Origin of the sequence: Nocardia sp. NPDC057227 (genome assembly GCF_042669725.1) — a bacterium.
GTDB classification, from domain to species: Bacteria; Actinomycetota; Actinomycetes; order Mycobacteriales; family Mycobacteriaceae; genus Nocardia; species Nocardia asteroides_A.
This window is the reverse complement of the sequence record NZ_JBHUXA010000022.1, coordinates 112323-123945: the sequence shown is the minus strand read 5'-3', so window position 1 is coordinate 123945 and position 11623 is coordinate 112323. Positions and strand designations below refer to the sequence as shown.

Sequence of the window (11623 nt, the reverse complement as noted above, 5' to 3'; positions counted from 1 at the left end):
GTGCCCGAGGTCGAGGGCCTCGAACATCAGGTTGGTCTGGGCGGGGTCGGCCAGGATGAACGCGGCCGGGCGCAACGCGGGCGGGGCAGCCGCGGCGATCCGCTCGGCGGTGAGCGTGACCGGGCGCAGGGTGGTGGCGTCGAGGTAGCGCCACCAGGCCAGCACACCGGTACCGGTCACCGCCCCGGTAGCGACGAGGAGAGTTTCGAGGTTCATGGGTCAGGCACCTCCCACCGCGAGCGGCAGCATCGGCTGCACCACCGGACGCGGGCGAACAGGAATCACGGGACGAACGGGAGCCGTGACCGGGGCGGCGAGCACCGGGGCAGGCTCAGGGACGGTGACCGGCGCGGCGGGTGCCGGGGCCGGGGTGTCGGCGGGCTTGGCCTTGCCGACGTAGTTGCGGGCGGTCGAGGGCGAGACCCCGAGCGCTGTGGCGATGTCGGGGAACTTCGCGCCGGCGGCGTGCATCTCGATCGCCTTGGCGACCTTGGCCGGATCACGCCGGACCATGGGCTTGCGGCGACGGACCGGGGCGGGGGCCGGGCGACGAGAATCGGCCGGCAAAGGCTCGGAGACCACGACCACAGACGGCTCGGGCTCTGCCACAGCCTTCGGGATGTCCTCCCGATTCGACGCCCGGAACAGCATCGCCAGGCCGTGGGTATCGACCAGCAGCGACACCGGAGCCACCGCGGCGACGAGAGCAGCGGCCCACCAGGGCAGGTGCTGTCCGGCCATCGCCGCGTGCACGGAGTTGCCGATGACCGAGACCAGGGCGCCGCAGATCAGCACCCCGAGGAACCAGCGCCGCTCCGGCCCGGAGGCCAGCACCAGCATGGAGATGGTGGCCTGGATGATCGTGCCGTCCACGATCACCGGCCACAGCCACGCCAGCTCGGGCGGGGTGCGGGCCATGATCGCCAGCTCCTTGAGCGCGGCGAAGGAGAGTGCGAAGGCGGCGACGCCGATGGTCACGATCACCAGGACCGCGACCCAGCGGGCCACCTTCATCGCCGTGGAACGCTCGGACACGACTACGCCGCCTTCCCGGCAACCACCACGTCAACGGCGGTGGTGTCGGTCTGAGCGGCTTCGGCGGCGTCGTGCTCGGCCAGCACACCCGGCAGAGCCGCCAGCAGGCTGCGCGCGTCCTCGATCGACAGCGACAGCGAGGCGTCACCGCCGACGACCCCGGCCAGCTCGACCGCGATCCGCGACGGGATCACGATGCTGCCCGGCGTGATCTTGTAGTGGTAGACCTCGCCCGGGATGTAGCGGGCCGTGATGCCGTCGTCGCTGTAGCGGACGGTGGTCATGGAGCTCATCACGCACCGGCCTTCGCGCCCGCACCGTTGCTGGCGGCCCTCGGGGCGTTGCTGTCGCCCTTGATCCCGGTCGCCCGGATGTTCCAGCCGATCGACTTGAACTCCCCCGACCCGGTCACCTTCGGCTTGATCGACAAGCCCTCCAGCTCGATCGGGCGCATCCCCGGCACGATCTCCGGCGCCGCCGGGACCGGGCACACATCGGCCACGAACGTCACATCGAACGACGCCGACTTCGCGTTCGCCGCCGCCGGATCGGTCACCGTGCCCCGCCACAGCCGCTTCCCGGTCCCGTTGCCGTCGTTGTCCACATCGGTCCGCTGCCGCTTCGGCGCGCTGCGATCCGAGCTGAACTCCGTCATCGGGTCGATGTCACCCAGCAGGAACAACCCCTTCGGGAACGCCTCGCCGAAAGCCGGGGTGAACCACACATCCTTCAAAGCCATTTCGTCATCTCCTGGTTCGGTGCGTCGATGGTGCTGTCATCTATATGACCACAGACATCTATATGACACAAGGGGTGACCCAGGGGACATCTATGTGAGTGACCCATGAGGCATATGATTGACCCATGACTCAGGACGAGCGTTCGCGCACGAAGTACCAGGTAGTCGCGGACGCTCTCCGCGCGAAGATCGCCGATGGCACCTACGCCGTCGACAGCCGATTGCCGACCAAGGACGAGTTGGTCACCCTGCATTCCGTCGCCCCCGGAACCATCGACCGGGCTCTAGAGGTGCTCAGGGGAGAGGGCTTGATCGAGACGACTCATGGGGTCGGAACCTTTGTGCGGGCGCCCAAGTCGGAGGCCGATCTGGCGAACGAAGGACTGGCGGCTCGGGTCGCGCGCCTCGAGGCCCAGATGATGGACGTCTACGCCAATCTCGGCCTTAGCCCATCGGCTGACCAGCCGTCGAGCAGGCGGGTGGGGTAGCCGTGGACCGGAACGTAACCGATCTACGCACTCGGTCCCGCTACCAACCTGACTTCGGCACCCTCGCACGGCATCGAGTCGCCGGTGCCCGCGCTGCGATGGGGCTGAACGAGCGGGAGTTCGCCAAGGTGCTCACCTTGCTCATCGGGCGAGAGATCACCGCGGGGCTCGTCTCCTCATGGGAAACGTCGGTCACGCCGCCCGGTGACATCGTCGTCGCCGTCTCCTCGATCTCGCCGAACTCGGCCACACGACTCGGCCTGCGATCACACAAGTTCATCTCGATCAGCGTCGACCACGAGAGTTTGCAGCACATCGTTCCCCGCGACGCCAAGACGCCGACCACGCTCGCGCTCGGAGATCACTGCACCCTGCACGCTTGGCCGTTCGGCGCCGTCATCCTGCACCTGGTGGAAGACGTCGACTTCCCCGACATCGCGAGCATGGCCTTCTGGCGCTATGAGACCTACCCAGAAAACCTGGAGTGGGCCGCCCGGGAAGTCAGCCGGTTACTCGGCGCCCCGGCGATACCCTCGTATGTCCTGAGCTTCTACTGGGTGCATTCGCCGATCTGGTCCGGCCGCATCCTAGAATCGGCCCTCAAGATCATCTGCTCCCCACGGGTCCTGCTCGAGTCCGGCGACGAGTCCGGCCATACGGAGCGCGATCTTCTTGCCGAAGGATTCGACCACGCCGACATGAGGCCATTCGGTGTGCAGGGTGTTTCGTCCGGCTATGCGTCCTGGTCCGGCGTCGTCTACCACGCTTTCGACGAGGATCGCGCCCTGACCGAGGATCAGATCGTGGCGGTCGAACTCGACCTCCAGTCGATATGGAGCTACTGCGCCCACATCGCCGATGCCATCGAGCAAGGCCGGGAACCGCGCATCGAACCCGGCTACGGAAGCGCCTTCATCCGAGCGTGCCGCTCCCGCCTGCTCACGCCCAGGCCGCAGGAGTCCGACGCCCACCGGTCGATGCGCGACGCCATCGTGCAATCCAGCGGTCTGCCCCAACACCTGGCGAACGCAGCCGACACCCTCAAGGACATCGGAGCGAAATGAGCACCCACCCCATCCTGCTCGTGATCGACGTACAGAACGGCTTCGTGAACGAGCACTCCCGCCACGTCGTGCCGATCATCCGGGACCTGGTCGAGCAGTGGACGACTACCGGTGGCCCCATCCTGTTCACCCGCTACCACAACTACGAGGGTTCTCCGTATCAGCGGCTCATCGGCTGGAACGGAGTCCGTGAAGCACCGCAGACAGACCTTGCACCCGAGCTTCGGCCCTTCGCAGATGCACCGGGCGCTCAGGTGCTCGACAAGGTCACCTACACCGCGCTCACCGACGACGGGCGACGGATGCTCACCGGCTACACCGATCTCTACATCTGCGGCATCGCCACCGATGGCTGCGTACTCAAGACTGCGCTCGACGCCTTCGACAGCGGCTATACGCCCTGGATCATCGAAGATGCCTGCGCATCCAACGCCACCCGCCATCCAGCCGCGGAAGTCCACCGATCTGCACTGACCCTGATGTCCCGTCTGATCGGGTCCGGCCAGCTCGTTCCATCGTCGTCGGCAGTGGAAGCCTTGAGCACTACAGCAGCGCAGAGGCACTCCGCCTAGCTGAGCGAGTTGTTGCCGAAATTCGCTATATAGAGTCAAGGGGCGGCGCTGCGCGCCGCCCAGCGGTGCCGCCACGCGGCACCGCGCAGCTCGGCCGGCCTCCGCAAGCTCCGGCAGGCCGAGGCGCGTTGGGCGCGTCGGCACCGCTTTGGCGACGTGGCAGAACGCCGACTGATCTGGTCTGGCCACCTCTTGCAACAACCGAGGCGGTGCTGGGCACGACGTCAGCCGTACCCGACTTGGCCTCCCGGGCTGAGGACGACGCCATCCGTCACTTCGTGGTCGGCCGCCTGTCGTCACGTCTGACGGCGCTGTTGTCGGTAGTGTCGCGAGACCATGAACGGACTTGCTGTTGTGGCGCTCGTGGTCTCGCTTGTGTCGCTTTTCTGGAACATCGGCCTAACGCTGATCCGATGGCCCAGGATCGGCGTGGTCATCAAACCGACGGTCAGCCTGCACATGGGTAGTCCCCAGACGATCACCGACAGCTATCAGCTGGCCGTCATCAACCAGGGCGCCGAGGCAGTCACCATCGCGAACATCGGCCTCCGGTCCGCCGACCGGAGTCTGTTCTTCGACTACGACATCGCGTCGCAGGGAGCCAACCCGATTCTGCCCGAGGGGGAGACGCTGCCAGCACGGATCGAGGGGCACGGTTGCCTCGTCTGGCGATTTGAAGAGGACATCTTGTCCAAGTTCCCACATGGGACCCAGATCTACGGCTACGCCGACCGCTATCGCACCTTTCGGCGGTGGCCAGTCAGCCGACGCGACCCGGTCCGGCGTACGAAGACCGTCGTGGCCTCCCATAGAAACGGCGGGCAGCGGGCGGTCGATCAGTGAGCTGAGCGCGACCTCCGGCCGCGTGGCCCTGCTGCGTGGTGGCCTGCATTGTGTTCCCGCGCCCCTCCAGCCTCAAGAGCGCCGATGGCGTCCCTCCGGGATGGGCTACGCCCACTCTTGACCCCAGAGCCTCTACGCGAGAAGGGCAGGCCCTATGGGGCAGGCGGTAGCCAGCCCGCGTCCGGCGCATCCCACCACCCATCAGGGCCACCGTGGTCACCTCCGCGTGCAACGAACGTGCGACAGAGCCCGGGATGAGCCGGTCAACAGCGGTCAATCCCGGACCCGAGCGCGAATTGCCGAGAGACGCGAAAATCCCCCTGACCTGCATAAAGGTCAGAGGGACTCTGTGGCCAGGGCCGGGATCGAACCGGCGACCTTCCGCTTTTCAGGCGGGCAGTCAGTCACGGGTTCGACGAGGGGGTGCCTACTGCGGGATTGGCGCCGTCGATCACAATGGTGGCCATGACGACTTCGCCCGAAGAAAATGGCTGGGGTGCAAACTACGACGAGCTCCTGCCTACTTTCGAGCGGATGCGCGAGGAGGTTGCGCACATCCTGGAGCACATCTTGGCCGACCTCAAGGTGCACGATATTCGCGTTCGTGTCAAGAAGAAATCTAGCTTCCTGGAAAAGATTGAACGGAAAAGATACGACGATCCCTTCAGTCAGATGACGGATTTAATTGGATCGCGCGTTGTCTGCCTCTTCTTGGACGATATTCCGCGAGTCGAGGATCTGATAGCCAACGAGTTTCTAATTGTTGAGAAACAAACCAAGATAGACGAGACCAAGCCTGAAATATTTGGATATCAGTCTGTTCACTACCTCTGTAGATTCGAAGAGGGCTACAGTGGCCCAAGGTATAGCGGACTGCACAATTTCGTGTTCGAGGTACAGCTTCGGACCATTCTCCAAGATGCGTGGGCCGTCGTGGAGCATACGCTGGCCTATAAAGGTGGTGCAGATACGCCTCCTGACTTGCGCCGAGACTTTTCCGCGCTAGCCGGTTTGCTGCATGTGGCGGATAGGACATTCCAGCACATCCGAGACAGAGGGGCAGTGCTTGAAGGCGAGGCGAGTCAGAGCATCCGTTTGATGCTGACCGGTGTCGGTGAGGCTGGATTCAGTGCGGCAGAGGATATTGCAATCGATAGAAATACTCTGAAAGCATTTCTTGCAGAGGAGTTTCCGGACAGGGAGCCCAATAAAGATCGACAATATGCACAATTAGTCGAAGAGCTGGCACTCGAAGGCATTACAGGCATTTTTGCCTTGAAAGACATTTTGGATAGGCGTCGTGAAGAGTTTCTCGACAAAGAGAATAAGTTCCCGCCCAGGGATGATGAAGAGAACCTGACTCGGTACACGCGCATTGGAGCAGTGCGACGCGCTATGCACATAAACAATCCGAACTACACATTCACAGAGATCGACTGAGATCGTCTGCTGTGTCGCTCGCTGGGGCATGGCTGCGAGCCCAGAACGGGATCACCTGACCTGAGCGCGAACGCACGACCTGCACACTTGATGCTTCCTGCGAACTGGCTCGACCGTGCCCAAGTTCCAAGGATGCGTCACTGCTGGCCTCGGGCCGAGGTGCGAATAGGCACCGGCTGCCGACATCGCTACCACCGGATGGAAAAGGGGCGGGTGCTGTGCGCGCTATTCAGTTGAGAAGCAATTCGTTGCGTCTGGTCTGGACCAGGCCACCTGTTAGGCCCCAGCAGACGTTCTTGGCTGCTGTCCACATTTCACCTACCATGTGCGCTCCCCTCGAGATTTTCTTGCCACTAGACTTTTTCCGGTTTACGAGACCTTTAAGTGTTGTCTCCAGGGCAGGAATAACCACGAACGCTCCGAGAACGCTGCACACTGCTAGGACCATCAGCGCCGAATCGAACGGCGCACCAGACCCGTACCACACGCAACGACTTGCCGAACTACAAGTTACGAGAAAGAGAACAGATGAGCTGGTTCCCCGGGTGTGCAGCTCCGGGGAGCAAAACTTTCCCATAGAGGGAGGCGGAAGTCAATAATCTCGGCACGCTGGGGCAGTGCCGACGCCGTCTCCCTCCTAGCTGCGCGCAACCGACGCGGGTACGCAGTGAGTGCGCAGCAGCAGCACGTCCAGCCATCGCGAGCCAACGTATCCACCGTGCTTCTCGCAGGTCGAGCCATCCGCACCAACGCTGCCAGTTGGGGTCGAACGCAACAAATCAGACTGGGACCGCTCTCCTAATGCGGTAGGTGCGGATGGTAGCTCAACCCCCGGGATCGAGCACCACGCGATCGGGGTCGACCATTGACCGCCAAACGGTGACGTAGCCGACCTCGCGGATCCAGGTCCGCCAACACCGGGCCAGTCCGCGCCTTTCGAGGCGTTTAAGGCATCGGTAGGCCGAGCGCAGGTCGGTGTGGCTAGCGAAGTCGCGTTCCTCGGTCCAGATCGTGAAGGCGACATCATCGATCGACCACGCCATCTCCGAATCGAGGAACTCCAGTACCCGCTTCTGCATCAGCCCCAACCGCGGAATGCCCGCCCATGGTGGTTCGCCGGCCTCGTTCTCGGCTGGGGCGGCGCCGGCGAGCCGGGTCCAACCGTGTTCGTCGTCATCCACGATGTTCGGTCCAGTGCAGGGCGAACCAATCTCGTTGTGCTGTGCTGATCTTCACTGTGAGCGGCTGGCCGTGCAGGCTGGCGTAGGTCGGGTATCGGCAGTAGTCCGTCGCGATGTCGATGGTGTCGTTGGCATCGACAGCGACGAGCCCACGATCGAACAGCGTGTGCAGGTCTCGGCGCAGCAGCACTCCACCGTGCTCGTGGTGTCTGCCGACCTTGGCGTAGCTGTAGAGGTGGCAGGCGTCCAGAGCCGCGGCCGGCAGATCGCCGGTGAACGCGCACCTCGGCCCGAACTGAGCCAGCAACATCTCGCGGAACTGCCGCTGACCGATCCGCACGCGGGTGGGCCGGGTCGCGTGTCCGTGTCGCAACTGCGCGGTGGTGGAGTCGAGCGGTCGCAGGATTCCGCCACCAAGGCGGGCGTCGATCTCCTTGCGGATATCGGGCCATCGCAGCGGTCGGAAACTGTTCTGAGACTTCGGCTTGACGCACAGACTGCGTAGCTCAGCCGCGGTGAACTCGCCGAGCAAGTCGATCCAGCTCTGTTCATGGCTGGAGCGGTAGGTGGTTATCCCGTTGAGGTCCTCGTAGACCGGATCGTCGGACTTCTGCTTGCAGTTCTGACACCGGTAGATCGGGCGCATGGTCTTCCGCTGCTCCAGATTGGTGCTGTTGCAGTGGGAGCAGCGAGCGCGCCGTTTGTCGGCGGTGCCGACGTTGATGTGGTCGATGACCGACACCCCGAGGGACTCGATCTGGTTCCACAGCAGGACGATGTCACCGACAGCGACGTCAGCGTGATTGGGGACAGTGCTGTCCCAGCTGTAATGGCTCGCCGGGTCGTCGTCGTACTTTGATGCGCCACCCAGCCGGCGATAAGCAGTCTTCGTCAGCACCAGCCACGCCCGTTCGGACCGACCACCCAAAGACGACAGGATGCTGTCAGCCAAGTTACGCCCCCTCAACCAGATTCCCGGTCGACTCTCTTCCGGGACGAGAATCGAGTATGCGCGACGGCACCGACATGCCGCGTGCCACGGCGTTGCTACATCTCACCCTCCCCGACCGCCCCCGGACGCGACGAAAAACTTCCACGGAGGCGTCGTCGCACCCCCTGTAGGAGTGCGGACAGCAGGATGTCAGCCCACACACCAAGTGTCGAGTGGTCATGAAGCGGTCCAGGTACGTGCCGGCGACGGTAGCCCTCGGATTCGATCCCTGCCTGGTGTCTGCCGATGCCGCCGGGGTGGCAGTAGGCGTTCTCGGCGGTTCATTCGGGTCACTCGCGGTCGGTGGCGGGGGTGGTGCAGGTGGCCTGGTCCGCAGATCGTAAGGGGGTGACGACCGCGGTCCTTTCCGGGCCGACGGAATCTGCCCAGGGGTATACCAGACCACACCCACCCCGGTACAGGCCAAGCGCTGTCGCCACCGACGCGGGCACGCGGCGACGAAGGCGATCAGGCTGCGGTCATTCCAGAGGGGCAGGGCCGCGCGCCCCAGTCGGCGCCGAGCCTGTACCGGCGCGGGCGCGGCCTGGTCCGGGCGGAGCCCAGAATTCCACCGACCCGGAAAGGACCGCGGTCATCACCCCCTTACGATCTGCTCCATCCGCACCTGCACCACCCCCGCCGCCAACCTCTACAGCTTCCCGCTGGCAGGGCCGCACCGTCGAGAAGGCGTACTGCCACGACCACTACCTCCAGAGCCTCGCCAACGATGAGGCTCTGTCGAGCTGGGACGGCGGCTACTGAGTGCCAGGGGGCTACGGCCCCCTTTCCCGGCTGCTTGCTGGCCGGGGACTACTGCGCGTCCAGCGGCGTGGCGGGTTGGAGTCTCCGCTTCCTCATGCCCCGATTGTCTGACTTCACTCGGCCGAGTCAAGGGAAAGCGCGCCCTTGACACGACCCCCCTCAGCCAGGGATGGCCAGGATGAGGAAGCAGGAGAAAGAAGTCACCCGGACCAGCGGGTGCAGTTGAGACGAGCGATTTTGGCTTTCGCTTCGGGCATCAGCTTGTCCGCAGCGCTCCTCGATGTGCCGAGCGATCTCCTTGACTTAAGCAGCGCAGTTGTGGCACCCCCCCCGACGGACAGCTCAAGGTTAGTCGTAGTGGAACTCGCAAGAGATAATAATGACGGTATCATCCTCGATCGCATAGACCAGTCGATGCTCGGCGGTGATGCGTCGAGACCAGTAGCCAGCCAGCGAATGTTTCAGCGGCTCCGGCTTTCCTATGCCGTTATGGCCATTTCGCTGAATTTCCTTGATGAGCGTGTTGATCCGCTTCAAGACAGTACGGTTCTTCCCCGCCCATCCCTGATATTGTTCCCACCCGGAGTCGGTGAATGCCACTTTCACTTTGCGCTCCCGCGAAGTACTGACTGCAAGCTCTCTAGCGCTTTATTGAAGTCAGTAATGGCTTGCGAGAAGGCGTCTGACATACTCTCGCTCGACTCATAAAACTCGCGAAAAATTTTGCGAGCGCGCTCGATGTCATGGGTGGGTATTGCGGTGTAGATTCCCTCTGCCAAAAAGTCCGTGTCGACCAATCGCACGTCCCGGTAAAGCTTCGCCTCTGAGACCACGGGGCGCACATTCTCTGGTCGGAGATCTCCCATCCGGCGGCCGACTGTGATATTGGAAGGGGATTCACTCTCTGCGAGGCCCAGAACTTCCAACCTCTCTTCCTCGCTCCGCGTGGAGGCGGGGCCACTGTCCTCGTCGGGATCAATCAACTCCTGCGGCGTTGCCATCCCCCCACGGTGCTCCTCAATCGACTGCTCAAGACGTCGAGCGTTCGCGCGCGTACCCAGTAAGTAGGCTGTCTCTTTCAGGGCCTCGTACTCGCTCAAGGCGACCACGACTGCGGGTTCGTGCCCAGCGCGAGTGATGACAACCTCATCAAGATCGTCTGTCGCACTACTGAGCACCGACGCCAGGTTGGCACGTGCCTCGGTGATCGATACGGGCTTCATGATGCCACTGTACAGGATTCTGTACATGAGGCTTGGGCCTCCCGGCGGTCATGTGCGCCCATGAGCGCGTGGGCGCTGGTTGCCGCCAAAGTCCGCTCGGCTACTTTTCGACTACAAACGTGCGCCAACTACAGAAGACAGCGGCGGACATCATGCGATAGCGAGACTTAAGAGGTATTGTCACGCAACGGTTTTAGCGCACTCTGGCGGACGCAGGCATACACTCAATACGACCGGCAGGTTTCTGGTTCGAGTCCAGATGGGGGAGCAGTACGGAGCCTCGCACCAGCGTAAGCGGTGTGGGGCTTCTTCGCTTTCCGCACCGGTTTTTGGGGGCAGGTCGGCGGTGGCCGCATCTTCTAAGTTTCTCTTCGAAAGCCGTATCGGACTGAGAAGGGAAGCGAGATGAAGGATCTTCTGCGGGGTGCGTTCGTGATGGTCGCGGCTGCGGGGCTGGTGCTCGGCACCTCGTCGGTGGCGGCCGCGGATACCGGTTCCGCCGGGTGGCTGGGCAATCCGGTTTGCCTGCTCAGCAAGCTTTTCACCTACGGCACCATCAGTGCGGACGATGGCGGCATCTCCCCGCTGCCGGGATGTTCGTACCTGTGAGCAGGCTCGAGATCGGCGAACTGTGCGGGCGGGTTGCCGCCGCGCTCGGTGATCGGGTCACCGGCGGGCGGTGTGCCTCCGAGGAAGCCGAGCTCGAATTGGGCTCCGGCGGCACACTTCGGTTCTGGGTCGAAGACGGTGCGGTGCGGGCCGAGATCGACAGCAGGCAGGGCGGGCCGGAGATCTGGGGTTTCGGGCCGGGCGGCGACGAGGTGGACGACTTTCTGGAGACCGTGCTCGACGTGGCGTCGTGAGCCGGGGCGACGCGTGAACGGGCGGCGCCTCGGTGAGGGCCGCCCGTCGGGGAGCGAGGGTCAGGCGGGGGAGTAGGTCAGGCAGTTGGCCGAGTGGTCACCCGAGCCGATGCCGACCCGGATGTTCGGCGCACTGCACTCCAGGTTCTGGTTGTGCCGGCAGTCGGCGCGCTGGCAGGCGCCGACCATGGAGTTGACGCGCTCCAGGCCGCCCTTGCCGGAGAGCGGGATGAAGGTGGTGCAGTCGGCGGAGCCGTTCTCGCCCGCGACATTGATCGCGAAGGCGTGGCAGCCGTCGTGGTTGTAGGAGCAGTCGCTCACCGTACATTCGCTGACGTGAGGCATTTCCATCGTGGTCATGAATTCCTCCGAGCGTCGGGGGCCCGTGGGAGGGCTGTCCCACGGGGATTCCGAGTCGATCG

16 protein-coding genes are annotated in these 11623 nt (G+C 63.7%); 7 read left to right on the top strand and 9 right to left on the bottom strand.

Going from position 1 to position 11623, the window contains the following annotated elements:
* The 4 genes from ACFUJ1_RS26320 to ACFUJ1_RS26305 form a co-directional block, all read right to left on the bottom strand.
* Window positions 1-216: hypothetical protein (locus ACFUJ1_RS26320; protein ID WP_378649734.1), on the bottom strand; the 216-nt coding region annotated here is incomplete at its 3' end.
* A gap of 3 nt (window positions 217-219) precedes the next feature.
* Window positions 220-1035, bottom strand: coding sequence for a DUF2637 domain-containing protein (locus tag ACFUJ1_RS26315; protein WP_378649732.1), 816 nt, complete (start codon window positions 1033-1035; stop codon window positions 220-222).
* A 2-nt stretch (window positions 1036-1037) separates the two neighbouring features.
* Window positions 1038-1328 carry a hypothetical protein gene (locus ACFUJ1_RS26310; protein WP_378649730.1) on the bottom strand — a complete coding sequence of 97 codons (291 nt, stop codon included), beginning with the start codon at window positions 1326-1328 and terminating at the stop codon, window positions 1038-1040.
* Window positions 1328-1774: a hypothetical protein gene (locus tag ACFUJ1_RS26305; RefSeq protein ID WP_378649728.1), complete on the bottom strand. Its 447-nt coding sequence runs from the start codon at window positions 1772-1774 to the stop codon at window positions 1328-1330. The genes ACFUJ1_RS26310 and ACFUJ1_RS26305 overlap by 1 nt, the downstream gene beginning before the upstream one ends.
* A 125-nt stretch (window positions 1775-1899) precedes the next feature.
* On the opposite strand from ACFUJ1_RS26305, the gene ACFUJ1_RS26300 reads away from it, so the two are divergent.
* The 5 genes from ACFUJ1_RS26300 to ACFUJ1_RS26280 all read left to right on the top strand — a co-directional run bounded on the left by ACFUJ1_RS26300 (window position 1900) and on the right by ACFUJ1_RS26280 (window position 6181).
* A complete protein-coding gene (locus ACFUJ1_RS26300) occupies window positions 1900-2262 on the top strand; it encodes a GntR family transcriptional regulator (protein ID WP_378649726.1) in 363 nt (120 codons plus the stop codon).
* A gap of 98 nt (window positions 2263-2360) precedes the next feature.
* The gene (locus ACFUJ1_RS26295) at window positions 2361-3326 is read left to right on the top strand and encodes a hypothetical protein (RefSeq protein WP_378649724.1); all 966 of its coding nucleotides are present in this window, start codon (window positions 2361-2363) and stop codon (window positions 3324-3326) included.
* Window positions 3323-3898, top strand: coding sequence for a cysteine hydrolase family protein (locus tag ACFUJ1_RS26290; RefSeq protein ID WP_378649722.1), 576 nt, complete (start codon window positions 3323-3325; stop codon window positions 3896-3898). The genes ACFUJ1_RS26295 and ACFUJ1_RS26290 overlap by 4 nt, the downstream gene beginning before the upstream one ends.
* 354 nt (window positions 3899-4252) lie before the next feature.
* Complete coding sequence (locus ACFUJ1_RS26285; protein WP_378649720.1) at window positions 4253-4741, top strand: hypothetical protein; 489 nt, start codon at window positions 4253-4255, stop codon at window positions 4739-4741.
* Between the two features lie 465 nt (window positions 4742-5206).
* Window positions 5207-6181, top strand: a complete 975-nt coding sequence (locus tag ACFUJ1_RS26280) for a GTP pyrophosphokinase family protein (RefSeq protein WP_378649718.1) — start codon at window positions 5207-5209, stop codon at window positions 6179-6181.
* A gap of 824 nt (window positions 6182-7005) precedes the next feature.
* Here ACFUJ1_RS26280 and ACFUJ1_RS26275 read toward each other — a convergent pair.
* The 4 genes from ACFUJ1_RS26275 to ACFUJ1_RS26260 all read right to left on the bottom strand — a co-directional run bounded on the left by ACFUJ1_RS26275 (window position 7006) and on the right by ACFUJ1_RS26260 (window position 10338).
* Window positions 7006-7362 (bottom strand): hypothetical protein, encoded by a 357-nt coding sequence (locus ACFUJ1_RS26275; RefSeq protein WP_378649716.1) that lies wholly within the window; start codon window positions 7360-7362, stop codon window positions 7006-7008.
* Window positions 7355-8314, bottom strand: a complete 960-nt coding sequence (locus ACFUJ1_RS26270) for an HNH endonuclease (RefSeq protein WP_378649715.1) — start codon at window positions 8312-8314, stop codon at window positions 7355-7357. Before ACFUJ1_RS26270 ends, ACFUJ1_RS26275 begins: the two co-directional genes overlap by 8 nt.
* 1149 nt (window positions 8315-9463) lie before the next feature.
* Window positions 9464-9721: a Txe/YoeB family addiction module toxin gene (locus tag ACFUJ1_RS26265; RefSeq protein ID WP_378649713.1), complete on the bottom strand. Its 258-nt coding sequence runs from the start codon at window positions 9719-9721 to the stop codon at window positions 9464-9466.
* Entirely contained in the window at window positions 9718-10338 is a 621-nt protein-coding gene (locus tag ACFUJ1_RS26260) for a type II toxin-antitoxin system Phd/YefM family antitoxin (protein WP_378649711.1), read from the bottom strand. Before ACFUJ1_RS26260 ends, ACFUJ1_RS26265 begins: the two co-directional genes overlap by 4 nt.
* Before the next feature lie 405 nt (window positions 10339-10743).
* Here ACFUJ1_RS26260 and ACFUJ1_RS26255 point away from each other — a divergent pair, with 405 nt between their 5' ends.
* Together ACFUJ1_RS26255 and ACFUJ1_RS26250 are read left to right on the top strand one after the other, a co-directional pair.
* Complete coding sequence (locus tag ACFUJ1_RS26255; RefSeq protein ID WP_378649709.1) at window positions 10744-10947, top strand: hypothetical protein; 204 nt, start codon at window positions 10744-10746, stop codon at window positions 10945-10947.
* Window positions 10944-11201 (top strand): hypothetical protein, encoded by a 258-nt coding sequence (locus ACFUJ1_RS26250; RefSeq protein ID WP_378649708.1) that lies wholly within the window; start codon window positions 10944-10946, stop codon window positions 11199-11201. Before ACFUJ1_RS26255 ends, ACFUJ1_RS26250 begins: the two co-directional genes overlap by 4 nt.
* 60 nt (window positions 11202-11261) lie before the next feature.
* On the opposite strand, the gene ACFUJ1_RS26245 is transcribed toward ACFUJ1_RS26250, so the two are convergent.
* Window positions 11262-11561 (bottom strand): DUF1540 domain-containing protein, encoded by a 300-nt coding sequence (locus ACFUJ1_RS26245; protein ID WP_378649707.1) that lies wholly within the window; start codon window positions 11559-11561, stop codon window positions 11262-11264.
* Between the last annotated feature and the right edge of the window lie 62 nt (window positions 11562-11623).

Coding starts and splice junctions, on each gene's coding strand:
- ACFUJ1_RS26310 (WP_378649730.1), bottom strand. CDS start 1,328: ATGAGCTCCATGACCACCGTCCGCTACAGCGACGACGGCATCACGGCC.
- ACFUJ1_RS26305 (WP_378649728.1), bottom strand. CDS start 1,774: ATGGCTTTGAAGGATGTGTGGTTCACCCCGGCTTTCGGCGAGGCGTTC.
- ACFUJ1_RS26300 (WP_378649726.1), top strand. CDS start 1,900: ATGACTCAGGACGAGCGTTCGCGCACGAAGTACCAGGTAGTCGCGGAC.
- ACFUJ1_RS26295 (WP_378649724.1), top strand. CDS start 2,361: ATGGGGCTGAACGAGCGGGAGTTCGCCAAGGTGCTCACCTTGCTCATC.
- ACFUJ1_RS26290 (WP_378649722.1), top strand. CDS start 3,323: ATGAGCACCCACCCCATCCTGCTCGTGATCGACGTACAGAACGGCTTC.
- ACFUJ1_RS26280 (WP_378649718.1), top strand. CDS start 5,207: ATGACGACTTCGCCCGAAGAAAATGGCTGGGGTGCAAACTACGACGAG.
- ACFUJ1_RS26260 (WP_378649711.1), bottom strand. CDS start 10,338: ATGAAGCCCGTATCGATCACCGAGGCACGTGCCAACCTGGCGTCGGTG.
- ACFUJ1_RS26255 (WP_378649709.1), top strand. CDS start 10,744: ATGAAGGATCTTCTGCGGGGTGCGTTCGTGATGGTCGCGGCTGCGGGG.
- ACFUJ1_RS26245 (WP_378649707.1), bottom strand. CDS start 11,561: ATGACCACGATGGAAATGCCTCACGTCAGCGAATGTACGGTGAGCGAC.